This window comes from Pseudoxanthomonas sp., assembly GCF_036845285.1.
GTDB lineage: Bacteria > Pseudomonadota > Gammaproteobacteria > Xanthomonadales > Xanthomonadaceae > Pseudoxanthomonas_A.
On the sequence record NZ_DAIUEE010000009.1, the window covers coordinates 36,799 to 61,621 of the forward strand.

A 24,823-nucleotide genomic window follows, 5' to 3' on the forward strand; every position below is an offset into this window, starting at 1 on the left:
CCTCGCCCTGCGCCAGCGGGGAGAGGGTGCCGAAGGCGGGTGAGGGGCGAACGGAGTCGGACACTGGACGCGTCGGTTCGAAACAACGGTCCCGGTATCGAAGGGCCTGACGTGCGCAGCATCATCGCGCGCGCCCCTCATCCGCCCTTCGGGCACCTTCTCCCCGCCTAGCGGGGAGAAGGACTCGATGAGGAAACCGTGAAACCCGCGTCCTGCCGACGCCCGCTGTTCCACACTACATTTGGTGTTGACGCCTCCGGATACCCCCACTATCTTGTGGCTGTCGGTTCCGGGGGTGGCTAGCCTCCGGATGAAAAGGGAAGCCGGTGACGCCTCGCGCCACTCCGGCACTGCCCCGCAGCGGTAATTGGGAACGACCCCGCCAACAGCACTGAGGCCACGCCTCGGGAAGCGGCGGACTAGGAGGAAGGCCTGCCTTCCGCGCCCATGAGTCCGAAGACCTGCCGACAGCCGCGCGTTGCACACCGCGCGGTGCCGGCCGCGGAATCTCCGGGGGGAGAGGGCTGGCGAAGCAGGGCGCCCGCAGTCCGTCTGCGTGGTCTCGCTCCCTGCGACGCCGCTTCCCCACTGTGACTCTCCATCCGGCCATGCGCGCCCCCGCGAGGGACGGGCCGCCGCGTGCACCACGCATGGAGGAATCTCGTGACCCAGATCGACAGCGCCGTCGCCGACGCCGGCACCACCCCGTCCCAGAAGGACGCCTTCTCGCTGACCCCGCCGCCCACCGCCACCGCGATGAGCGTGACCAAGCGCAACGGCGGCCGCGAGCCGGTGGACCTCAACAAGATCGTGCGCGCCGTGCAGCGCAACTGCGAAGGCCTGCACGCCATCGACCCGATGCGCGTGGCCACGCGCACCATCTCGGGCCTGTACGACGGCGCCAGCACGCGCGAACTGGACGAACTGTCGATCCGCACCGCCGCGCTGCTGACCGGCGAGGAACCCGAATACAGCCGCCTGGCCGCACGCCTGCTGGCCGGCTATATCACCAAGGAAGTCGCCGGCCAGGAGATCCACGCGTTCTCGCAGTCGGTGACGCGCGGCCACGAGGTCGGCCTGATCAACGACCGCCTGCTGAACTTCGTGCAGACCAACGCGCGCAAGCTCAACGACGCGCTGGACGCCTCGCTCGACCTGCACTTCGACTACTTCGGCCTGCGCACGCTGTACGACCGCTACCTGCTGCGCCACCCGCACACGCGCAAGGTCATCGAGACGCCGCAGCAGTTCTTCCTGCGCATCGCCTGCGCGCTGAGCGAGGACGTGCCGGAAGCGCTGGCGCTGTATCGCCGCATGGGCAACCTGGACTACCTGCCAAGTTCGCCAACGCTGTTCAACAGCGGCACCACGCACGAGCAGCTGTCGTCGTGCTTCCTGCTCGATTCGCCGCAGGACACGCTGGAATCCATCTATGCGAAGTACGGCGACATCGCGCAGCTCAGCAAGTTCAGTGGCGGCATCGGCGTGAGCTACACGCGCGTGCGTTCGCGCGGCTCGCTGATCAAGTCCACCAACGGCCACAGCAACGGCATCGTGCCGTGGCTGAAGACGCTGGATTCCTCCGTCGCGGCGGTCAACCAGGGCGGCAAGCGCAAGGGCGCGGCCTGCGTGTACCTGGAAACCTGGCATGCCGACATCGAGGACTTCCTGGAGCTGCGCGACAACACCGGCGACGAGGCGCGCCGCACGCACAACCTCAACCTGGCCAACTGGGTGCCGGACCTCTTCATGAAGCGCGTCGAAGCCGACCAGGAATGGTCGCTGTTCGATCCGCGCGTGGTGCCGGAACTGACCGACCTGTATGGCGCGGCGTTCGAGCTGGCGTATACGCAGGCCGAAACCCAGGGCAAGGCGATGAAGACCATCCCGGCCCGCAAGCTGTACGGCCGGATGATGCGCACGCTGGCCGAGACCGGCAACGGCTGGATGACGTTCAAGGACAAGTGCAACGCGGCCAGCAACCAGACGCTGCGCGCCGGCAACGTGATCCACCTGTCCAACCTGTGCACCGAGATCCTCGAGGTCACGTCGGCGGAAGAAACCGCCGTGTGCAACCTGGGTTCGATCAACCTGGCCAAGCACTTCGACCGCGATCCCGACACCGGCCGCACCTGGTTCGACTACGACAAGCTGGCCGAAACCGTGCGCCTGGCCGTGCGCCAGCTGGACCGCGTGATCGACCTGAACTTCTATCCCATCGAGACCGCGCGCCGCGGCAACCTGCGCTGGCGTCCGGTCGGCCTGGGCTGCATGGGCCTGCAGGATGTGTTCTTCAAGCTGCGCCTGCCGTTCGACAGCGACGAGGCGCGCGCGCTGTCGGCGAAGATCGCCGAGACCATCTACTTCCACGCACTGGAAACCTCGGTGGAACTGGCGCAGGAACGCGGTCGCCATCCGTCCTTCGCCGACACCCGCGCTGCGAACGGCGAACTGCAGTTCGACGCCTGGAACGTTACGCCCGAGAACGTGGAGCGCTGGGACGCGCTGCGCGAGCGCATCAAGGAGCACGGCCTGCGCAACTCGCTGCTGATCGCGATCGCGCCGACCGCGACCATCGCCTCGATTGCCGGCTGCTACGAATGCGTGGAGCCGCAGGTGTCGAACCTGTTCAAGCGCGAAACGCTGTCGGGCGACTTCCTGCAGGTCAACCGCTACCTGGTCGACGAACTGAAGAAGCTGGGTCTGTGGACGCCGGAAACGCGCGACGCGATCAAGCTGTCCGAAGGCTCGGTGCAGGGCCTGGCGCAGGTGCCGGACACGCTGCAGCAGATCTACCGCACGGCGTGGGAAATCCCGATGCGCTCGCTGATCGACATGGCCGCCGGCCGTGGCGCCTTCATCGACCAGTCGGCCTCGCTCAACCTGTTCATGGAAAGCCCGAACATCGGCGCGATGTCGTCCATGTACATGTACGCGTGGAAGCAGGGCATCAAGACCACGTACTACCTGCGTTCGCGCCCGGCGACGAAGATCGCCAAGACCACGGTCAGCACCGTCGCGGCCACCGAACCCAGGCGCGAGTACACGCCGACCGAAGCCATCGCGTGTTCGCTGGAAAACCCGGAAGCCTGCGAGGCCTGCCAGTAAGCCGACCCCCTGCGTCGGCTTTTGCCGACGGACCTTGGAACAGGAACACGGATGTTCCCGGCGCATGGATGCGCCAGCCTCACGTGCACGGCCCCCTCCCCCGCATGCGGGGGAGGGTTGGGGTGGGGGCAGACCGAAGCCGCAGGAGGCGAACCGACGCGCCCTTCCCCACCCTCCACGCGAACCGACGCATACCCGCTTCGCTCGCCCCCATCCCAGCCTTCCCCCGCATGCGGGGGAAGGAGCAGAACAGGAACACCGCACCATGTCCGCACACCCCAAACAGATGCTGCTCGATCCCGGCTTCGAACTGACGCTGCGCCCGATGCGCTACCCGCAGTTCTATGACATGTACCGCGACGCCATCAAGAACACATGGACGGTGGAAGAGATCAACTTCCAGATCGACATCACCGACCTGCATGCGAAGATGACGCCGGCCGACCGCCACCTGATCCACCGGCTGGTCGCCTTCTTCGCCACCGGCGATTCCATCGTGTCGAACAACCTGGTGCTGAACCTGTACCAGCACCTCAACGCGCCGGAAGCGCGCATGTACCTGTCGAGGCAGTTGTACGAGGAAGCGCTGCACGTGCAGTTCTACCTGACCCTGCTGGACAACTACCTGCCCGACCCGTCCGAGCGCTTCAAGGCGTTCGCGGCGGTCGAGAACATCCCGGCGATCAAGAAGAAGGCGGACTTCTGCTTCAAGTGGATCGACAGCATCCAGGACATGAAGCGGATCGAGACGCGCGACCAGCGCCGGCAGTTCCTGCTCAACCAGATCTGCTTCGCCGCCTGCATCGAGGGCCTGTTCTTCTTCGCCGCCTTCGCCTACGTGTACTACTTCCGTTCGCGCGGCCTGCTGCCCGGCCTGGCGAGCGGCACCAACTGGGTGTTCCGCGACGAGAGCTGCCACATGGAGTTCGCGTTCGAATGCGTGCGTACCGTGCGCGAGGAAGAGCCGGAGCTGTTCGACGACCGCATGCAGCAGCAGGTCTACGACATGCTGGAAGAGGCGATCGAGTGCGAAGTGCAGTTCGCCGAGGATGTGCTGTCGGGTGGCGTCGCCGGCATCTCGACGCGCGACATGCGCCAGTACCTGCAGCACTGCGCCGACCAGCATTTCGCCAAGCTCGGCATGCCGAAGCGCTACGACGTGCGCAACCCGCTGCCCTTCATGGAACTGCAGGACGTGCAGGAGCTGACCAACTTCTTCGAACGCCGCGTGTCCGCCTACCAGCTGGGCGTGCAGGGCGAGGTCGGCTTCGACCACGCGTTCTGAGGCGCCTCCTGTTGCTTGTTGTAGGAGCGACGTCAGTCGCGACCGCAGCAATGAAACCCCATGGCGCTGCATTGCCATGGGTACGTATCCGACAAGCACTTCATGGCCCGGAGATCCCTCAGATCTCCGGGCCTTTCATTCGGGCGGTCGCGACTGACGTCGCTCCTACAACAGCCGCACGAACTGGCGCCTACTTCGCCTTGTGCCGGTTGAAGAAGTCGATCGGCGCCAGCACCGATTGCAGCCACTGGCTGGGCCGGCCCATGCCGTGGCCGGCGCCGGGCAGGCGCACCATCTCGACCTCGACACCGCGCAGCTTCAACGCGCCGAACATCTGCTCGGTCTGGCTGATCGGCGTACGGAAATCCTGTTCGCCGGTGATCAGCATCGTGGGCGTCTTCACCTGGCCCGCCAGGCTGTAAGGCGAACGCGCGAAGTAGAGCTCCGGCTTGTCCCACGGCGTGGCACCCATCCAGTGCTTCATGAAGAAGGACGGCAAGTCGGCGGTGGTGACCTGGTCGGTCCAGTCCACCACCGGCCGCAGGGCCACGGCCGCGCGGAACTTGTCGGGTTCCTTGCCGATGCCCCACAGCGTCAGCACGCCGCCGCCGGAACCGCCGCCGATGAACAGGTTCCTGCGGTCGACGTAGGGCCGCTTGGCCACTTCATCGACGATCGACATCAGGTCGTCGTGGTCCTGGCCCGGGTAGGCGTTGGTGATCGCATTGGCGAAGCGGTCGCCGTAGCCGATCGAGCCGCGCGGGTTCGCGAACACCACGATATAGCCCGCCGCCGCGTACAGGCTGTGGGTGATCGAGAAGAACGGCCCGTAGTCGGTATTCGGTCCGCCGTGGATGTCCAGGATCAGCGGATAGCGCTTGCCGGCCTGGAAGCCGGGCGGAAACGCGATCCAGCCCTGCACCGGCAGGCCGTCGGCGCGGCTGGCCACGGTGACTTCCTCGATGCGTGCGGGTGTCCTGCCGTCGGCCCACGCGCGGTTGAAATCGATCGCGCCGGTCTCGCCATCGCCGCGGCTCACGCCCAGGCCGGCGGGACGGTCGGTGAAGCTGGTCGTGTAGGCGAACGTACCCTGCGCGGCCGAAAACTGTCCGCCCGACGACGGAAGATAGAGGCGCGTACCACCCACCACCTCCACGACCGGGGTGCGCGCACCGCTGGCGGCATCGATGGTCGCGATGCGCTGCACGCCGCGGTCGTAGTACAGCGTGTGCAGGGCGGCGCTGTCTTCGCGCCACGCGATCCCCGCCACCGGGCGATCGAGGTCGGCGGCCAGGGCGTTGATCGGCGCATCCGGCGTGGGCGTCGTGGTCCACAAGCGCGGCATGTCGTAGAACGCGGTGGACGCTTCGTTGCCGACGAAGGCGAGGCGGCGACCGTCGGGCGAGACTTCCGGACCGTACTCGCTGCCGGCACGCGACGTCAGCCGTTTCTTCGGCGCCTTGCCGGCGACGTCGTAGAGATAGAGATCGCTTTCGAGCGGCCCGTTGATCGGGTCGACGGTATGGCTGCCGACCACGTGCCTGCCGTCCGGCATCCAGGCGATGCCGGTCCTGTCGATCTGGTTGGTGTCGCCCTTGGTCATGCGGGTGACGGCGGCCGTCGCCACCTCCACTGCATAGAGGTGATTCGCGCCGGGCTTGCTCTCGCCGGCACCGTCGAAACGCCAGAACAGGTCGGTGATGACTTTGGCGTCCGCCGCTGCCTCGGCGCCCTTCGGTTTCTCCGGCATGCCCGGGATCGAGACGGGCTTGGCCTCTTCCCGGCCGATGAAGGCGATGTGCGATCCATCGGGCGACCAGCGCAGGTTGCCCGGCGCCAGTTCGCCGGTCGTCACGGGCTGACCCACGCCCTCGGCCAGCACCATCACGAAGATCTGCGGCTTGTCGATGGACGTCGCGACATAGGCGATGCGACGGCCATCGGGCGAGAACACGGCCTCGCGCGGACCGATGTCGCGCGCCACCAGCAGGCGCCGGTCGGTGATCGCGCCCTGCGCATCCAGTTGCGCCAGCCACAGCTCGCCGGTGCGGCGATCCTGGGCGCGGTCGAACGCGGCGCGGGTGAACAGCACGCGCTTGCCGTCCGGTGCAACGACCGGATTGGTCACCATCGACAGCGCGTAGATGTCTTCCGGCTTGATGGGTTCCTTCGCAAAGGCGGGTACCAGGCAGGCGGAGGCGAGCGTCGCGACCAGCGCGAAAGAGAGGGTGGTCTTCATGCCCGCAGCCTACCTGCGGCCGCTCGGTCCACGCAATGCGAGGCCCAAGAGTGCTAAGCGATCCTGGGACGGCCGGCTCTTTTGTAGGAGCGACGTCAGTCGCGACCGCACGACATGGTTGTCCGTCGGATCGCGGTCGCGACTGACGTCGCTCCTACACCAGCCCATGACATGCCCGCGCTATCCTCCCATCGGGAGTACGCACACCGGAGCACCGCCATGACTGACCTTCCCAACGCCGAAGCACGCCCCATCGAGGCGCGCCTGCTGCACATGGTCTTCCCCGACCACACCAACCACCTGGGCACGCTGTTCGGTGGACAGGCGCTGGCGTGGATGGACATGTCGGCCTTCATCGCCGCCTCGCGTTATGCGCGCACGACCGTGGTCACTGCGCGCTCGGAACAGGTGGACTTCAACCAGCCCATCCACAAGGGCGACCTGGTGGAAGTGGTGGCGCGCGTGGTCAAGGTCGGGCGCAGTTCGATGAACGTCGACGTGGAAGTCATCACCGAGAACCTGCTGACCGGCGAACGCAAGCTGTGCACGCGCGGCCACTTCGTGATGATCGCACTCGATCCACTGGGCCGGCCGACCCAGGCACCGCCGCTGGCGCCTGCGATCGCGCAGGACTGACCGGTTTTCCCCGCTGGTGGACGCGCTCGCGACGCGCTAGTGTCGCTGCGGGGATGGCGCCGCGCTCACGCGGCGCGCCAACACGGGGGTTGAACATGCATCGTTTCGCGTTGCTGGCGCTCGTCGCCGGTAGTCTGGTGCCGGGCGCCGTCCACGCGCAGGCGGTGCCCGATACGCAGCAGGGCTACGCGTTCTGCAGCGTCACCGACACCAGCCGCGCGCAGGCCACCATCTGGGCCTCGCCCGTCGTGCCGGTGACATTCGGTGCCGACGATCCCGGCGGCTTCAGGCGCGGGATGGACCTGGCGGGCGAGTTCCTGGCGCACGTCGGCACCCTGGGTGGCCAGGGCAACAAGATGTGCTCGGTGACGGCCAGCCAGGACGAAGCGCGTGCGCTCCGCGAAGAGCAGCGCTCGATCTGGGACAAGCGCCTGTACTTCGTGAAGATCGGCGAGTGGCGCGAGGTTGCCTGGACACCAGCGGCCTACGCGCCCGCCACCCGCCTTGCGAACACGGCGCCGGTGATGCGGCATTTCCTCTGCCAGGCCACGCAGGTCGACATCCCGGACCGCAGCGACCGCAGCCGCACGGTGACCAGTGGCGTGTTCGCCATGCCGGTCTCCGGTACGGACGCGCTGCAGGCCATGCATGCGCAGGCCTCCGCTTACAGCGCCGAGTTCCAGTCGGTGGTAGAGGCGCATGGGTTGCCGGTGCAAGGCAGCTGCACGCCCTACGACACGGCGAACGAAGCGCAGCACGCGTACCAGCAGCTGGTGCGTCTTTTCAAAGGCTTCAACATGAAATACACCGAGGTGGCGTGGCGGCCGACCGGACGGCCCGTCGCGGCAGCGACCGTCACGACGCCGGCAGCCATCGCGGCACCGCCTGCGACCAAGGGTCGCCTCGGGGTCCGCATCGACGCGATTTCACCGGAGTTGGCACAGGGTCTTGGCCTGCCATCGACACAGGGCGCCTGGATCGTCGAGGTGGTGCCCGGCAGCGTGGCGATGCGGGCCGGCATCAAGCCGATGGATGTGGTGCTGGACATCGCTGGCCAGACCGTCGTGGCGCCTGCCGACCTGCCGGCGGCGGTCGGCCGGCTGCAGCCCGGCGTCGAAGCGCCACTGCGCATCTGGCGCGACCGCCAGGCACACACGCTCACCATCACGCTGCCGCCGGCCGACGTCGCCACGCCGGATACCGGCACCACGACACCCACCGCACGCACCGATCATCACTACTACTGCAGCGCGCAGGTATCGACCACCCATCCGACGCCGCTCGTCCTGCATGCGCCGTTGCGCGAATTCCCGGGCACGCCGACCGGTACGGCAACCCTCGCGACCACGCTGACCGCACTGCTCGGCAGCGTGAAAACCAGCAACCCGGTCTGGATCGATTTCGAGCCGGTCGCGTGCTATCCGAACGGCGAGGTGTTTCCCGGCGAGGTGTTCTGTGTCGCCAGCGCCCACAAGCGCCTGCGCAAGCTCTCCCAGGTTGGCGCGATGTTCTGCAACGCCTCCCGTGAGCAGGCCGAGCGCCGCTGGCAGGACATCGAGCAGGCCGGCGGTGCCGTCGCCAGACCATTGGCGTGGCCCTGACGATGCGCGCGCAGCCACGGCGCGCATGCTCAGTCCGTAGCCTGCTCCGTCCCGAGGTGACGATCGATCGCGATTCCGCCTGATGCCAGCGCAACCTGGGTAGGCGCGTCACCCGATGGCGTGACCGGCCGCGTCAGGTCCCACAGGAACCGCACGCGGAAGCCCGCCGCCGCCGCGTCCTGCGCCGACCACAGCACGCAGTAGTCGCGCGCCAGGCCGCAGACGTGGACGTCCTCGATGCCGCGCTCGCGCAGCCAGCCGGCCAGGCCGGTGCTCGGTCGCGTGCCGTCCGGGCCATGGTTTTCCCGGAAGGCACTGTACGAATCGACCTGCGGACGCGTGCCCTTGCGCAGGATCAGGTCGACCGGCGTCCAATCCACGCCCGTCGCCAGCGCCGCGCCCGGCGTGCCCTGCACGCAATGGTCCGGCCACAGCACCTGCGGCTGGCCGTGCAGCATGATCGTGTCGAACGGCGCGCGTCCTGCGTGGCTCGAAGCAAAGGAGGCATGCCCCGGCGGATGCCAGTCCTGCGTCGCCACGACGGTGCCGTATCGGCGGGATGCAAGCAGTGCGGCGATGCCCGGCACGATGGCATCGCCGTCATGGCAGGCCAGCGTGCCACCCGGCATGAAATCGGGCTGCAGGTCGATCACCAGCAGGGCAGTGGAAGCGGGCAACGGGGAAGACATTGCGGATGCATGTGCGCGGAGGGCATTGAAGCCTAACAGGCATGCCGCCTTACGACCTTGCGCGAGTCCAATGACGACCCGTCCATTGCAGGCCCCGGCACCGACCGGGGCCTGCCGCTTCTCATGCCGCCTGCGCGGAGGCGCTGCGCAACACGCGTGCCGCCTGCACCATGCGTTCCAGCGCCGCGCGCACCTCCGGCCAACCGCGCGTCTTCAGGCCGCAATCGGGATTGACCCAGATCTGCTCGGGCGCCAGCACCGCACGCGCCTTTTCCAGCAGGTCGATCATTTCGCCGGTGGTCGGGATGCGCGGCGAATGGATGTCGTACACGCCCGGTCCGATCTCGTTGGGATAGCGGAACTTCACGAATGCGTCCAGCAGTTCCATGCGCGAGCGCGAGGTCTCGATGGAGATCACGTCCGCGTCCATCGCCGCCACCGCATCGATGATGTCGTTGAACTCGGAATAGCACATGTGCGTATGCACCTGGGTGTCGTCGGCCACGCCCGCAGCGGTGATGCGGAAGCATTCCACGGCCCAGTCCAGATAGGCCCGCCAGCCGGCGCGACGCAGCGGCAGGCCTTCGCGCAGGGCCGGCTCGTCGATCTGGATGACGCGGATGCCGGCCGCTTCCAGGTCCAGCACTTCGTCGCGCAGCGCCAGTGCGATCTGCCGGCAGGTCTGCGCACGCGCCTGGTCGTCGCGCACGAACGACCACTGCAGCACCGTCACCGGCCCGGTCAGCATGCCCTTCATCGGCCGGTCGGTCAGCGATTGCGCGTACTGCGACCAGCGCACCGTCATCGGCGTGGGACGCGATACGTCGCCGTAGATCACCGGCGGCTTCACGCAACGCGAGCCGTAGCTCTGCACCCAGCCGTTCTTGGTGAACGCGAAGCCGTCGAGCTGCTCGCCGAAGTACTCGACCATGTCGTTGCGCTCGAATTCGCCATGCACCAGCACGTCGATGCCGATCGCTTCCTGCAGGCGCACGCAGCGCTCGGTTTCCTCGCGCAGGAAGGCCTCGTAGTCGGCATCGGTCAACTTGCCGCCCTTGTGGCGCGCGCGCGCGTCGCGCACTTCATGGGTCTGCGGGAACGAACCGATGGTGGTGGTGGGATACGCGGGCAACCCGAGCAGCGACGCCTGCGCGATGCGGCGTTGCGGATACGGCGAGTCGCGATCGATATCGCCCGCCTCCGGCGACGCGAGCCGCGTCGCGACCTCGGGACGGTGCACGCGTGCGGACTGCCTGCGCGATTCGATGCGGTCGCGCGCCAGCGCCAGGGCTGCATCGGCGGCGCGCGGATCCCGCAGCGCATCGGCGAGCAGGCGCAGCTCCTCGATCTTCTGGCGCGCGAACGCGAGCCACGACTTCAGGTCGACCGGCAGCGCTTTCTCGCCCGCCAGGTCGACCGGCACATGCAGCAGCGAGCACGACGCCGACAGCCACAGCGCGTTGCCGGCCACGTGGCCCTGCGCGTACCTGGCCAGGATCAAGGCGTTGTCGAGGTTGGTACGCCAGATGTTGCGGCCGTCGACCAGTCCCGCCGACAGCACGCGCCCTTTCGGCAGCTGCTTCAGCACCTCGTCCAGCTGTTCCTTGCCACGCACCAGGTCGACGTGCAGGCCGTCCACCGGCAGCGCGCAGGCCAGCGGCAGGTTGTCGCCGAGGCGGCCGAAGTACGTGGCGAGCAGGAGCGACGGCCGCTTGCCCTTCGCCAGCACGGCGTACGCGCGCAGATATGCATCACGGGTCGCCTCGCCCAGATCGAGTACCAGACAAGGCTCGTCGATCTGTACCCAGTCGGCGCCGGCGTCGTGCAACTTCGCCAGCAGGTCCGCGTATACCGGCAGCAGGCGGTCGAGCAACGCGAAGCGATCACTGCCATCCACCGTCTTGGCCAGCAGCAGGAAACTCACCGGCCCCAGCAGCACCGGCCGCGCGGCATGGCCGGCGGCACGTGCCTCCAGATACTCCGCCACCGGCTTGTCGCCGCGCAGACGAAAATCCTGGTCCGCGTGCAGCTCCGGCACCAGGTAGTGGTAGTTGGTGTCGAACCACTTGGTCATTTCCAGCGCACGCAGGTCGGTACCGTCGCGCTGCACGCCGCGCGCGAGTGCGAAGTAGCCTGCGAGCGGATCGGCATCCGCCAGCGTGCGGTAGGCATCAGGAATCGCATCGAACAGGAACGCGATGTCCAGCACGTGGTCGTACAGCGAGAAGTCGTTGCATGGCACGACATCGGCACCGGCATCGCGTTGCAGCTGCCAGTGGCGATGGCGCAGGTCGCGTGCGGTGTGCTGCAGATGATCGGCGGTGGTGTCGCCGCGCCAGTAGCTTTCCAGGGCGGATTTCAGTTCGCGCTTCGCGCCGATGCGCGGGAAGCCGAGGGTGGTAACGGTGGTCATGGTGCGTGTCCTCATGCGTGGCGGATGAGGAACGAAGGAACCGCGCACCGGACCGGAACCCGCCACGCCAGCGACCTTCGCCCCCGCGGGCGAGCCGGAGTGCCGAAGTCGGGCGCAGGAGGACGCATCCGGGCAGGCGCGCACGGATGCGGGCTCCGGCCACCTCCCCTCGGAAGCTCCAGGTCAATCGGAGGACAGTCGTGTCCTCCGGCCAGGGCAGGTCTTCGGACTCATGGACGGGCGCGGGTGCGCTGGCCTACTTCCCGCCGCTTCCCGGTCCGCGTGGACCAGTGCTGTTGGCGAGGTTCGTTTCCAAATACCGCTGCGGGGCAGCGCCGGAATTGGCCCATGGAACAGGCCGCACCGGCTTCCCATTTAATTCCATCGCTTCATTGGGATGAAGCGATGGAAACCTTGGCGGGGACGAACGTTACGCCCGGCACCGGCGGTGCGTCAAGCGCAGCGACAGGATCTGCCCAATGCGTAGTGCGGCGGATGTCGCCTGCGTCGCCACGTCACGGCATGCCGCTGGCCGTGGCACGGCAGGTCAGGCCGATGCTGACGGTGGCGCCATTGGGAAGCGCCGGAATGACGACACCCGACTGCAGGCCACTGGCCGTCAACGACGCTGGACAGCTGGCACCACCGGTCGCCGAACAGGTGGGCGCGGCCAAGCCGGCGGCGGTGCAGTCCAGTCCCGCCACCACCGGATCGCTTACGACCACGTCGTGTGCGGCGGCAATACCGAAGTTGCGCACCAGCAGCGTGAAGATGACTTCATCGCCGCGGACCACCGTGCCGGCGGAAGCCGTCTTGGTAATCGACACATCGGTCTGATTGCTGTCGTTGTTGTTGATCGTGCAGGTCGCGGTATCGCCCGCGGCCAGCGCGATGCTGTTGCCCGACACCGCCGCACCGCCGTTCTTGACGCAGCTGTAGGTGCTGGCGGTATAGCCGGTGGGCGTTGCGCTTTCCGACAGCGCGTACGTGCCGGGGTTGACCGTCGCGTTGGTCACCGCCGTCGTGCCGGTCGTGCCGCTGATGTTGCTCGGCCCCGCGGCCGACAGCGTCCACGCCGTCGGCAGTTGCGTGCCGCCGTTGTCGTTGGTCACGGTCTTGACCAGGGTCAGCGTGGCCGGGCGGTCGTTGTTGTTGATCGTGCAGGTCGCGATATCGCCCGCGGCCAGCGTGATGCTGTTGCCCGACACCGCCGCACCACCGTTCTTCACGCAACTGTAGGTGCTGGCGGCATAGCCGGTGGGCGTTGCGCTTTCCGACAGCGCGTACGTACCGGGGTTGACCGTTGCATTGGTCACGGCCGCTGAACCCGTCGTTCCGCTGATGTTGGTCGGGCCGGCGGCCGACAGCGTCCACGCCGCCGGCAACTGCGTGCCGCCGTTGTCGTTGGTGACTGTCTTGACCAGGGTCAGTTGCGGCAGGCGGGTGTTGCTGAAGGTGCAGGTGATGGCCGTGGCCGTGCTGCCCACCCTGATCGTGCCACTGAGCGCGTTGGCGGTGTAGGTCAGCGCGTTGCCTGTGCCCGTGTTGCCGGTGCAGGTCAACGTCTTGATGTAGCCCGCCGCCGCGCCGACGTTGAAGGCTTCGGTAATGGTATAGGTCCGTCCCGCCACCACGCCGTAAGGTGTCGTACCGGTATCCGTTTCGTTCGCGGTGTTCGCCACGGCAACGAGGGCGGCACCGCCGCTGGGTGCCGGTGAGCCGGTCAGGGAGATCGTCACCCTGTCGTTGACCGCAGCATTGGCCCAGGTCTTGCTCAGTGTCAGCGGGATGAGCAACGTATTGGTGTCACTGTCGGTGTTGTCGCTCGAATTGACGTCGGTGTAACCCGTCGGCGGCGCAACGGTGGCCGTGTTGGTCACGCTGCCCGTCGTCCCGGCGTCTGCCGTGGCGGTGACGCTGAAGGTCAGCGTGCCCCCCGGCGGGAACGTGGCGATGGTCACGCCACTCTCCAGTGCCGCAACCGTCAGCCCCGCGGGACAGACCGCGCCACCGGCTGCCGTACAGCTGACCGCCGTCTTGGTCAGTCCCGTGGCCGCCGGATCCCTCACGACCGCGCCGTCGGCATACGCCATGGCGGAGGAAGTGTCCTGGTTGGTCACTTCCACCGTGTAGGTGGTGCTTGCGCCCGACAGCATCGTGGTGATGCCATCGGTCTTGGTGATGGAAAGATCCACACGCGGTCGGCGGATGGTGTAAATGGTCCGCAAGCCACCCGTGGTATCGGATGGCGCGCGAGCGGTCAGCGCGGGTGCGCCCGCCGTGCCCAGGCCGCTGTTCGCCCATTGGTAGGTGGTGCTGAACCCGTCCGCTTCGGTGCCCCCCAGCCAAGTGCCGACGTTGGTGTTGATCACCTCAGGACTGTGCACCTCGGTGAAGCCGGATACGGTCTGGAAACCGTGCGGACCGCCGCTGCGGGAGTAGCCGTTCAAGCCGAACTGCAGGACGCCATCGCCGGTGCCCGGTGCTTGCCCGGCGTCGTAGGGCGTGAGCGCCCCTCCGGAAGGACAGACCCAGTTCTGGACTGCCCGCCCACCCACATAGTTGTTCCCCGATGATGCGCCGCAATTGGCGAACACCACCGCCGAGCGCACGACGCCATTGGCGCGGTTTCCATCCATGCGCTGGAGGACATGGTTGAACTGCAACGCAGACAGGAGCGCCTCGTCTCCCGTGCGCCGGGGTGCATTGAAGCCCGAGGCAGAGACCGGCAAGGTGATGGTCAAGGTACCGGACGTGGCGCCTCCGAGCAGAGTCCGCAACTGACGCTCGTACAGCACGATTGGATAGACTTCCTGCGAGAACACCGTCAGGGGAATGGTCGCGGGAAGACTGCCCGACGAACGATGGGCGTAAGCGAAGTAGAGATCGCCCTCGCTCGTGTCCAATGGGTTGCGCAACGACAGGGAACCCCCGGGGCCACTGATGTTGAAGGTAATCTGCGCATCGGCGCCATTCGTGCTCACCATGCTCGGCGACGCCCAGTTGGCCTGCTTGGTACAGTTCTTCTCGTCGCCCAGATCGAGGCTGTTGCTGCAATGCTCGCGCTCGAAGACGGCATTGATGAAGACCACGCGGTTCTGACCGGCCTGGACATTGAAGCTGAGTGACGGCGTGCCGCCAGTGCCGGCGCCCGTGGCGGTTGCACTGTTGCCGTGGGAATAGGTGGCCGTCTGCGCCTGCGCATGTGCGCACCACAGCAGGCCGCAGAGCAGCAGCATGACGTAACCGGCGAGCGCGAGTCCTGACGCCCGGGGGCGCTCCGGCCCGCTCGCTTCCGCGTGCGTGCCGCAGTCATCCATTCCCTTCCTGCCCCTGGAACCTGTCGCCATCGTCGGCAGGGCCAGCGAACCCGGAAGCATGCGCCGGTTAGCCCAGTGACCCAGCGAAGTACTCCGCTCCCCGTCCAAGATGGATCCACCCGCCTTTCTCATCACACTCCCCGAATTGGATTGCGCATCGCGTTTCGACGATGCCTTCGCCCCGGAAACGACTGGGACAACCAGGTAGTGTCGCGATGCGGACCGGAAGCCGGACATCCGCTGGCGGATACAGCGGCGTGTTGCGATACCCGCAGGCATGCGCGGGACGCCAGGTCGACCTGGCCGCAATGCCATCCCGCCGCGTACTACGCGTGATCGCCGCAGCGTCGGGCTTGCCATCCCGGCTGACGGCGCGGCATGCGATAGCGGCAGGCATCGCTCATGGCATGCCGCTGGCCGTGACCCGGCAGGTGAGTCCGATGGTGACGGCGCCCCCATTGGGCAGCGCCGGGATGGCGACGCCGGACTGCAGCCCGGTGGGCGTCAACGATGCCGGGCAACCGGCGCCGCCGGTCGCCGAACAGGTCGGGGCTGGCAGGCCCGCGGCGATGCAGTCGAGCCCTGCCGCGGCGGGATCGCTCACCGTCGCACCGTCGGCCGCCGCAGGGCCATGGTTGGTCACCACCAGGGTGAACTCCACCAGCCCATCACTGACGACCGGATTCGGCGTCGCCGTCTTCTGGATGGAGACATCCGCGCGCCGGGGTACGTTGGTGAAGGTGCAGGTCAGAGCGTCGCCGGTCACCGGCGTCACGTTGAAGCTCGTGCCGGTGCCGCCGGGTGCCTGCCCATTGGGGAGCGTATTGGTGCAACTGTAGGTGCTGGTGTAGTTGGCCAGAATGGCGCCGGCTGCACCGGTCTCCGACAGCGTGTAGGTCGAGCCCGCGGTTGCGGCTGCATGCGTCACCGTGCCGCTTGCCGTCGTTCCGCTGCCGCTCGTCGTCTGCGGCGTCGGCGCACCCGTGCCGGCAATGGTCAGCGTGAACTGATCTGTCTCGTCCCTGCGGCCGTCAGGCAGGGCCTTGCGCAACGTCAACGCGGTGGAAGCCACGTCGGTGTCCGTGGCGGAATTGTTGTCCGGCAAGGGGTCGACCGTACCCGCGCCTGCCGTCACCGTCGCCGTGTTGACCAGGTCTCCGGTGAAGCTTGCGGGTACGGCCATCGTCAGTGCGAAGGTGGCCGTGCCGCCGACCGGCAGGTCGACGCGGGCATCGATCGCACCGGTACCGCTCGCACTGCGGCAGACCGCACCGCCTGCCGCGACGCAGGTCCATGAGGCCGTGGTGATGCCGCTTGGCAGCGCGTCCTGCACTCGTGCGTTCTGTGCGCCGAAAGTACCGTTGTTGCTCGCCACGATGGTGTAGACCACGTTCGCTCCACGCGTGTAGGTGGGGCTGTTGTCGGTCTTGGTGATCGCCAGATCGGCATTGAAGGCCTGGGGCGTTCCCAGCGGGCAGCGGGCACCGTCGTTGGAATTCGTGGTCGGGGAATTGGAAATCAGGGTCCGTTCGCCACTGACGGGATCGTAGCGATAGAAGCCACCTCCGTTGAGTGCGCCGTAGAGGCCGCCGCTGTCGGCCCAGAATGCTCCGATCGCCCCGCTGGGTCCCGGGGTACCGAGATTGGTCACGGTTCCATCGCCGGGGTTGATCGACACCAGTTGTCCGGTATTCGTCTCTACGCCATAGAACACGCCATTGGCGTAGTCGAAGTCGGCCACGTAGAGCGCCCGGCTCAGCGTGAGCGCCGTGGCCACGCGCGTGGCGACATCGATCCGGTACCACCGGGTGTCGTTGGCGCCGTCCATGACGTACAGCGCGTTGTCGTTTGCGGCAGTGAACGCACCACTGAAGTAGGCACCGGTGGTCGGCAATCCGGCCACCGCACCCAGCAGAATCTGCACGCCATCGCCGCCGATGCGGTAGAGCTCGGCGCTTGCGGCATTGGCACCGCCGTTCCTCAAGGCATAGAGATAGTTGTCGCGCGGGTTGTACCCCATGGCATTGAACGGGGTGCCGACGGGTCCCAGCGCCGGGTAGGCAAACGGATTGCTGGTGCGGTTGATGGTGTAGAGCCGGTCCGCCTGGCTGAGGTAGAGCGTGGCATCGCAGGTGAACGGCGGCGGCGACGGGGCGACATTGGTGAAGGTGCAGGTCAGGTTGTCGCCCGCCACCGGCGTCACGCTGAAACTCGTGCCGCTGCCGCTGGGGGTTTGCCCGTTGGCGCGTGTATTGGTGCAACTGTAGGTGCTGGTGTAGTTGGCCAGGCTTCCAGCCGTGATGGCTTCGGACAAGGTGTAGGCCGTCCCCGGTATGGCCGCAGCCAACGTGGCGACTTCGGTGGGGGTGGTCGTGCTGCCGGTCGTGGTGGCGGTGACCGTGGTCGCGCCGGCGGTGATGTTCAACGTGAACTGGTGATCGCTGGCAAGACGTCCGCTGGGCAGCGCCTTGCGCAGGCTGATGCGGCTGGACTGCGCCAGGACCAGGCTACCGGTGGCCACGTCGTTCGCGGTGTTGAAGTCGTCGTTGGCCGGGTCGGCATCGTTGTCGGGCACGCTGCGGCCCAGCCGCAGGGTGGCGCTATAGGTGCCTGCGGCGGTCGATGCATTCACCGTCACGGGGAACGTGAACGACACACTGCCACCGCTTGCACCCGGCGTGGCGGCTGCGGCCACCGCCGTGGTGATGGCGCAGGTCACGACCTGGCCGGCGACGGTGCAGCCCGGCACTGCGGTGGCGGTGAAACCCGCCGGCAGCGTCGTGGCCAGGGTGAACCCATCTGTCCCTGCCACCGCACCCGGGCCGTAGTTGGTACCGGTGACGGTGAAATTCAGTGCCTGACCCGGATAGCTGTAGTCGAGGGGGGTGGTGACCACGCTCACGCCGATGTCCGGCAGGCCGTTGACGTTGAGCGTGCACGAAGCGTCCTGCTGGTTGCTCAATGCAATGCCGGTCAGACAGGTGCCCGACGTGACGTAGCTGTTGGCCGCCACACCCGTGGGCGCCCGGCTCACCTCTGCCCGGTAGTTGCTGCCAGGCAACACGTAGATCTCGCGCCCGTTCTGGAAGACATTGGTGTTTGCTGCCGCAGACGCATGCGGTGTGCGGTCCGCGCCCGACATGCCTGCCCCGTTGTCCAAGCCGGTCCCAAGCGTGCCCCGGGTCAGGTTGACCAGCCAACCCGCGCCCCCCAGCGCCCGCGACCACGCGAAGTCGGTGAAGGTCATGACCGCCGAATGCCGCGCCTGCAGGAAGGTGCCGCAGAACACGTTGATGCCGTCCCAGCCCACACCACCTGCCTGCAGGTACAGGCCCGACGTCACGCTGTCCGCCGTGTTGGGACAGAAGGGTCCGCGCAGCACGTGTGGCGCGGTATATTCGGGTACCGTCTCGTTGACGCCAATCTGCACTGGCGTCTCCGCAGCGGCGGTATTGACCTGCACCCATGAGTTGGCATTGAGGACAAGGGGGCGACAGATCAGGCGGAGGGAGGACGACCACGGGAACTGGTTGCTCCAGTCGCGGTCGTAGCCGGACATGCGCTGCGCAATCTGGCCTGCCGGGCAATACCCGTCTTGTTCCGTGCCAGGAAACGGGTAAACGGACGACCGGACATCCGGGAATCCATTGGGGTAGCGGTCCTGCACCGTGACCGTGCTGCCATCGGTGGTGATGCCTCCGCAGTACAGACCGACCCGGACGGTCATGCCCTTGGCCGAGCTAGCGAACTCATTGGTCATGGCCTTGTCGCGGTGGTACCCCCCGCGCAGCACCGTGCCCGCCGGACAGCGCAAAGGTCCGCTGCCGATGTCGCCCTTGTTGGAGCCGATCGTCCCGGTGAACGTGGTCGCCTGCTCCACGCCGATGCCGGCCTGGGCGTGCGCCTTGGGCGCCAGTACGGCCATGCACACGGCGGCAGCGAATGCCAACGCAAGGTGGACACTTTTCATCAGTTCATTCCTCTTCCACTTCTCAAGCGACTCGGCCACCGAACGGCACCCTTCACGGAGTCCATCCAACAGCCGTATCCACGTTCGCGCCGCCTGTCATGCGATCCCCGGGTACCGCGCGACAGTCCGCGCAACGGCACGACCTCCAGGCACTGACTCGCTTCGTTGCCGTCAGCGAGTAACCCTTCACAATTCGCGCACCTTCGCCGGAACCGGACACCGCGCGCGCTGTTCCAGCTCGCGCGGGCAGGGTTCCGGCGCTTTCGTTCGTCAACCTGCATGCCACCCGTTCTCCCGGAGCCAAGCCGCGTGAGTCACTCCCTGCCGTCTTCGTTGCCACGCCGCCAATGGCTCAGGGCCACCACCCTGTCAGCACTGGCGGCAGCCACCTGGCCCCACGTGGCACGTGCCGCCGCCTGCGATGACGCCGCGGGCTGGATTCCGCCCGATGCCTTCCTCGCCGACCTGCCCCGCCTGATGCATGCGCTGCGCGTGCCCGCCATCGGCATGGCGGTGGTGGAGCGCGGCGAGGTGGTGTGGTCGCGCAGCCTTGGGGTAATGAATGCGGAAACACGCACGCCGGTGGCCGACGACACGCTGTTCGAGGACGCCTCGCTCAGCAAACCGGTGTTCGCCTACCTGGTGCTGCAGCTGGCCGACCGGGGCGTGATCGACCTCGATGCGCCGCTGGTGCGCTACCGGCGGATGGACTACCTGGCCGACCACCCGTGGGTGGACCTGGTGACCGCGCGCGACGTGCTGCGCCATTCCACCGGCCTGCCGAACTGGCGCAAGGATCCCGCCACCGAGAAACTGGTGCCGGCGGTGAAGCCGGGCACGCGCATCGACTACTCGGGCGAGGCGATCTTCTGGCTACAGCTGGTGATCGAGACACTCACGGGCGAAAGCCTGGACGAATCGATGCAGCGCCTGCTGTTCGGACCGGCCGGCATGCGCGACAGCAGCTACACGTGGAGCAGGGACCTCGCCGCGCGTTCGGTCTACGGCCATCGCGCCGTCGAGGACGAAGAACCCGGCATGCCGCCGCAGATGCTGCGCGACACGTGGAACGCGGCGCAGGTCGTCGCCGACCGCTGGGGCAAGCCGCTGTCGGCATGGCGCTACGACGATGCCGTCCGCGCGCTGCCCGAGGTGCAGGCGATCACGCCGAAGGGACTGGTGAACTGGCCTGGCGACATCCTTGCCAACGCCGCCGCCAGCCTGCGCACGACGCCGGTCGACTACGCGCGTTTCATGGCGGCGATGGTGCGCGCGCAACGCGAGCCATGGCAGATCGCCGACGCGACGCGTACCGCGATGCTGACGAAGCAGATCGACGTGCCCGGCCGCTGGACCGACAAGGGCCTGGGCTGGAACCTGGAGGCCACGCCGCGCGGCCCGGTGTTCTACCACTCGGGCAGCAACGGCGGCATCTTCAAGAACTTCGCGCTGGGCGACGCCCGCGGCCAGCGCGCGCTGGTGGCGCTGACCAACGCCGGCAGCGGCAACGTGCTGTACCGGCGCGTGGTGCGCGCCGCCACCGGGCACGACCTGCTGGCATTCGACCTGTGACTAGATTCCCTGGAACACGAACGGCTGCGCAGGCCTGAAGTCCTTCACCGCGTTGCCGGCGAACACGTTGCGCTGGTCCGCACCCAGGTCCAGCTTCATCACCTTGCCGGTCTCCTTCGAGAAGTCGACCTCCTTCAGGTCGACCCAGAAGGTGTTGGGCGTCAGCGCGGACTCGAAGAAGTACAGCTTGCGCTTGTGGTCGGCGACCGTGCGCCAGCGGGTGGAGGAGATGTTCGGTTCCTCCGGCGTGTTGATGCCGAACGGCACCGAGGCGTTGCGGATCACGCTGAAGACGCTGGCCAGCGCCTTCACCGGATCCTCCGCCTTGGGGATCGCGTTGATGTAGAACGAGGCGCGCGCGAAGCGGTCCGAGGCGCGGTTGGTGCCCGGCAGCATCACGGTGCCGCCGATCTGCTTCCAGTACGCATTGAGCGCGAGCTGCTGGTCGAACACCGGCGAGTTGGTCATCACCTGGAACTCGCGGCCGTGGTGGATCACCTGCTTGCCGCCGATGTACTCGATGATGGCGCTGTCGCCGCTGGCGTCGGACAGCGACAGGTGCAGCGTGGTCAGGCGGTCCTCGCCGGGCACCTTGTCGGTGACCACCGTGAACGGCTGTTTGCCCAGCGCGTCGACGGCTTCCTTCACGCTGCCGTAGTTGTCCAGCGCGTACTGCGCCCATGCGGCGATGCTCAGGCCAGGACCACGGCCGTCGTAGGCGGGGTACTCGGATTCCACCAGCCACAGCACGTTGGCCATCAGCCCGGCCTCGTTCATGCCGTCGGTGGTCGAGATGTCGTAGCCGGTGGCGATGACGCTGCCGTACCTGGAGGTCCACTTGACCGAGTGGGGCCCGGCCTCTCCGCTGCGCGCCATGCCGCGCGGGAAGATCCACAGGTTGGTGGCGACGTCGTTCTTCCAGTCCATCGAGCGGGCGGTGATGACGTCGTCGTTGGCGCCCAGGTAGACGACGCGCGTGCAGGCGTCGGCGGACGGGGCGGTGAGCGAGGAGAACAGGGTGAGCGCGAACGCGAGCGGCACGACGAAACGACGATCCATGGGGTTCTCCGTGAAAGGGGGGAGCGGGCGATGCTCGGCACCGCCCGCCCTTTATGCCAGCGGGTATGTTAAACAGCGATCCTCAGCCGCCCCCGAGATGCTGCCATGTCCCTGTGCCTGCCAACGCGCCGTTCGTCCACCCGCTTGATGCTACCCGCCGTCGCCGCGATGGCGCTCGCTGCCTGCGTCAGCACGCCTGGCCCACAGGTCTCCGGCACCGGGACGTGCAGCGATGCATCGCTCGGGTGGGCCGTGGGCCAGCCGGCCGATGAAGCCAACCTCCGCCGCCTGTCGAGCGAAAGCGGCGCAGGCCTGGTCAATCCGATCAGCCCCACCACCGTCGTGAAGCACGATGCGCGCAACGACCGCCTGCGCGTCTACATCGATGCGCAGAACCGCATCACCGCCGCGCGCTGCGAATAACGCCGCCGGTTCCAGATGCCTCGCGACCATATCCTCACGCTGTCCTGCCCCGACCGCACCGGCATCGTCTACCGGGTGACCGGCCTGCTGTTCGACGCCGGCTGCAACATCCTGGATGCGCAGCAGTTCGGCGACGACGAATCCGGGCGTTTCTTCCTGCGCGTGCATTTCGACCTGCCTGCGACGATCACCGCGGACGGGCTGCGCGCGCGCTTCGCACCGCTGGCCGATGCGTTCGCCATGGCGTGGCAACTGCACGACGCGCGGCGCAAGGCGCGGCTGATGGTGCTGGTCAGCAAACAGGGCCACTGCCTCAACGACCTGCTGTTCCGCGTGCACAGCCGGCAGCTGCCGGTGGACATCGCCTGCGTGGCGTCGAACCACGACGACTTCGCAGCGCTGGCGCAATCCTACGGGGTGGCCTTCCACCACCTGCCCGTGTCGGCCGACAACCGGGGCGAGCAGGAACGGCGCATCCTCGACCTGGTCGAGCGCGAGCACATCGACCTGGTGGTGCTGGCCCGCTACATGCAGATCCTCTCGCCCGAGCTGTGCGATGCGCTTTCCGGGCGCGCCATCAACATCCACCACAGCTTCCTGCCCAGCTTCAAGGGCGCCAAGCCGTACCACCAGGCGCACGCGCGCGGGGTCAAGATCATCGGCGCCACCGCGCACTACGTCACGCGCGACCTCGACGAAGGCCCGATCATCGAACAGGACATCGCCCGCGTGGACCATGCGATGACCCCGAAGGACCTGGTGCGCATGGGCAGCGACATCGAATCGCTGGTACTCGCACGGGCCGTGCGTCGCCATGTCGAACACCGCATCCTGTTGAACGGGCACCGCACGGTGGTGTTCCGCTGAGCGCGGAACCCGGCGCTGGTCGAGGCCAGCCTGTCGTGGAAGCGACATGTGCCGCGAAGCGCTTCCAGGGGCGAGACGGAAAGCACGCGACTCGCGCCGCTTGCACAGGATGAAGGCTCACCTCATGCCTTCGCATCATTGGACGCGACGTGGGCGCGCGCTAGCATCGTGTTCCCCACGCACGCCGGATGCCGCCATGTTTCGCGCCCCTCGCCTGTTCGCCGCCCTGCTGGTCGCCACCGCCGCACTGGCGGGCACCGACGTCCAGGCCCAGGACGCCACCGCGTTCGCCGCGCTGGAGCGCGCGCAACCAGAGCTGGTGCAGTGGCGCCGCGACCTCCACCAGCATCCCGAACTCGGCGAGCAGGAAATACGCACGGCGCAGCTGGTCGCCGACCACTTGCGTGCGCTCGGCCTGACGGTGCGCACCGGCGTCGGCAAGACCGGCGTGGTCGCCGTGCTGAAGGGCGCGAAGCCCGGCCCGCGCATCGCGCTGCGTGCCGACATGGACGCGTTGCCGGTCACCGAACAGACCGGCCTGCCGTTCGCGTCGACGGTGAAGGCGGACTACCGCGGCCAGCCGGTCGGCGTGATGCATGCCTGCGGCCACGATGCGCACGTCGCCATCCTGATGGGTGTGGCGCAGGCGCTGGTCGCGGCGAAGGACGAACTGCCGGGCGAGGTGATGTTCGTGTTCCAGCCCGCCGAGGAAGGCCCGCCGGTCGCGGGCGAGGTGTTCGGCGCGGCGCTGATGCTGCAGGAAGGCGTGTTCAAGGACTTCACGCCCGACGCCGTGTTCGGCCTGCACGTGTGGGCCGGCCTGCCGGTCGGCAGCGTGGGCTACCGCAGCGGCCCGTTGATGGCGGCGGCGGACGAGTGGTCGCTGGTGGTGAAAGGCAAGCAGACGCACGGCTCGCGGCCGTGGGACGGCGTGGATCCGATCACCCTGGGTGCGCAGATCCTGCTGGGCACGCAGAGCATGATCGCGCGCCAGGTCAACATCGCCACCAGCCCGGTGGTGCTGACCGCCGGCCAGTTCCAGGCCGGCGTGCGCTTCAACATCATCCCCGACGAAGCGAAGCTGGTCGGCACGTTGCGGACTTTCGATCCTGCGGTGCGCGAGGACGTGATCGCGCGCTTCCGCCGCATCGCCAATGATTACGCGCACGCCAGCGAAGGCACCGCGGAACTGCAGGTGGTCAACAACGCGCCCGCCACGATCAACCAGCCCGCGCTGACGCAGCGCGTGCGCCCTTCGCTGGAGAAAGCCGTCGGTGCCGCGAACGTGCTCGAGATGCCGCTGGTGACGGTGGCGGAGGATTTCTCCCAGTTCGCCAACACCGTGCCGGGGTTCTATTTCTTCGTCGGCTCGACCTCGAAGAACCTCGATCCCGCGACCGCGCCGATCAACCACTCGCCGCAGTTCCTGCTCGACGAACAGGCACTGGAAACCGGCAGCAAGGCGATGCTGCAGGTGGCGTGGGATTATCTGCATACGCCTTGATGCAGACGTCTCCTTTGTAGGAGCGACGTAAGTCGCGACCGCACGAATACCGCTCGATCCAGGAATCTGTGATCGCGCATGAGCGATGGAAGCGCGAACCCCAGAGGCTTGCGAGTGCAAGCCGTGCGGTCGCGACT

14 protein-coding genes and 2 riboswitches are annotated in these 24,823 nt (G+C 67.4%); of the genes, 8 read left to right on the top strand and 6 right to left on the bottom strand.

Features of this window, described 5'->3' with window-relative positions:
* Nucleotides 1-267: 267 nt before the first annotated feature.
* Nucleotides 268-484: riboswitch (cobalamin riboswitch) on the top strand.
* A 272-nt stretch (nucleotides 485-756) separates the two neighbouring features.
* Both V7060_RS12190 and V7060_RS12195 read left to right on the top strand, forming a co-directional pair.
* A complete protein-coding gene (locus tag V7060_RS12190) occupies nucleotides 757-3,108 on the top strand; it encodes a ribonucleoside-diphosphate reductase subunit alpha (protein ID WP_334179613.1) in 2,352 nt (783 codons plus the stop codon).
* A 265-nt stretch (nucleotides 3,109-3,373) separates the two neighbouring features.
* On the top strand, nucleotides 3,374-4,393 hold the full coding sequence (locus tag V7060_RS12195) for a ribonucleotide-diphosphate reductase subunit beta (RefSeq protein WP_334179516.1): 1,020 nt from the start codon (nucleotides 3,374-3,376) through the stop codon (nucleotides 4,391-4,393).
* Nucleotides 4,394-4,583: 190 nt separating this feature from the next.
* Here V7060_RS12195 and V7060_RS12200 read toward each other — a convergent pair whose 3' ends face one another.
* Nucleotides 4,584-6,632 carry a S9 family peptidase gene (locus V7060_RS12200; protein WP_334179517.1) on the bottom strand — a complete coding sequence of 683 codons (2,049 nt, stop codon included), beginning with the start codon at nucleotides 6,630-6,632 and terminating at the stop codon, nucleotides 4,584-4,586.
* 219 nt (nucleotides 6,633-6,851) lie between these two features.
* Between V7060_RS12200 and V7060_RS12205 the strand changes: the two genes are divergently transcribed.
* Nucleotides 6,852-7,268 carry an acyl-CoA thioesterase gene (locus tag V7060_RS12205; protein ID WP_334179518.1) on the top strand — a complete coding sequence of 139 codons (417 nt, stop codon included), beginning with the start codon at nucleotides 6,852-6,854 and terminating at the stop codon, nucleotides 7,266-7,268.
* Between the two features lie 95 nt (nucleotides 7,269-7,363).
* Nucleotides 7,364-8,869, top strand: a complete 1,506-nt coding sequence (locus tag V7060_RS12210; protein WP_334179519.1) for a PDZ domain-containing protein — start codon at nucleotides 7,364-7,366, stop codon at nucleotides 8,867-8,869.
* Nucleotides 8,870-8,898: 29 nt separating this feature from the next.
* Here the strand turns inward: V7060_RS12210 and V7060_RS12215 are convergent, their stop codons facing one another.
* The 4 genes from V7060_RS12215 to V7060_RS12230 all read right to left on the bottom strand — a co-directional run bounded on the left by V7060_RS12215 (nucleotide 8,899) and on the right by V7060_RS12230 (nucleotide 19,261).
* On the bottom strand, nucleotides 8,899-9,558 hold the full coding sequence (locus tag V7060_RS12215) for a nicotinamidase (RefSeq protein WP_334179520.1): 660 nt from the start codon (nucleotides 9,556-9,558) through the stop codon (nucleotides 8,899-8,901).
* 121 nt (nucleotides 9,559-9,679) lie between these two features.
* Entirely contained in the window at nucleotides 9,680-11,971 is a 2,292-nt protein-coding gene (metE, locus tag V7060_RS12220; RefSeq protein ID WP_334179521.1) for a 5-methyltetrahydropteroyltriglutamate--homocysteine S-methyltransferase, read from the bottom strand.
* A gap of 197 nt (nucleotides 11,972-12,168) precedes the next feature.
* Nucleotides 12,169-12,403: riboswitch (cobalamin riboswitch) on the bottom strand.
* Nucleotides 12,404-12,486: 83 nt separating this feature from the next.
* Nucleotides 12,487-15,210: a hypothetical protein gene (locus tag V7060_RS12225; protein ID WP_334179522.1), complete on the bottom strand. Its 2,724-nt coding sequence runs from the start codon at nucleotides 15,208-15,210 to the stop codon at nucleotides 12,487-12,489.
* A 481-nt stretch (nucleotides 15,211-15,691) separates the two neighbouring features.
* A complete protein-coding gene (locus V7060_RS12230) occupies nucleotides 15,692-19,261 on the bottom strand; it encodes a hypothetical protein (protein ID WP_334179523.1) in 3,570 nt (1,189 codons plus the stop codon).
* 309 nt (nucleotides 19,262-19,570) lie between these two features.
* Here V7060_RS12230 and V7060_RS12235 point away from each other — a divergent pair, with 309 nt between their 5' ends.
* Nucleotides 19,571-20,833, top strand: a complete 1,263-nt coding sequence (locus V7060_RS12235; protein WP_334179524.1) for a serine hydrolase domain-containing protein — start codon at nucleotides 19,571-19,573, stop codon at nucleotides 20,831-20,833.
* On the opposite strand, the gene V7060_RS12240 is transcribed toward V7060_RS12235, so the two are convergent.
* Nucleotides 20,834-21,892 (bottom strand): linear amide C-N hydrolase, encoded by a 1,059-nt coding sequence (locus tag V7060_RS12240; RefSeq protein WP_334179525.1) that lies wholly within the window; start codon nucleotides 21,890-21,892, stop codon nucleotides 20,834-20,836.
* A gap of 105 nt (nucleotides 21,893-21,997) precedes the next feature.
* Between V7060_RS12240 and V7060_RS12245 the strand changes: the two genes are divergently transcribed.
* From V7060_RS12245 to V7060_RS12255, 3 genes are all read left to right on the top strand, one after another.
* Entirely contained in the window at nucleotides 21,998-22,315 is a 318-nt protein-coding gene (locus tag V7060_RS12245) for a hypothetical protein (RefSeq protein WP_334179526.1), read from the top strand.
* 15 nt (nucleotides 22,316-22,330) lie between these two features.
* Nucleotides 22,331-23,182 (top strand): formyltetrahydrofolate deformylase, encoded by an 852-nt coding sequence (gene purU / locus V7060_RS12250; protein ID WP_334179527.1) that lies wholly within the window; start codon nucleotides 22,331-22,333, stop codon nucleotides 23,180-23,182.
* Between the two features lie 196 nt (nucleotides 23,183-23,378).
* Nucleotides 23,379-24,686: an amidohydrolase gene (locus tag V7060_RS12255; RefSeq protein WP_334179528.1), complete on the top strand. Its 1,308-nt coding sequence runs from the start codon at nucleotides 23,379-23,381 to the stop codon at nucleotides 24,684-24,686.
* Nucleotides 24,687-24,823 lie beyond the last annotated feature (137 nt).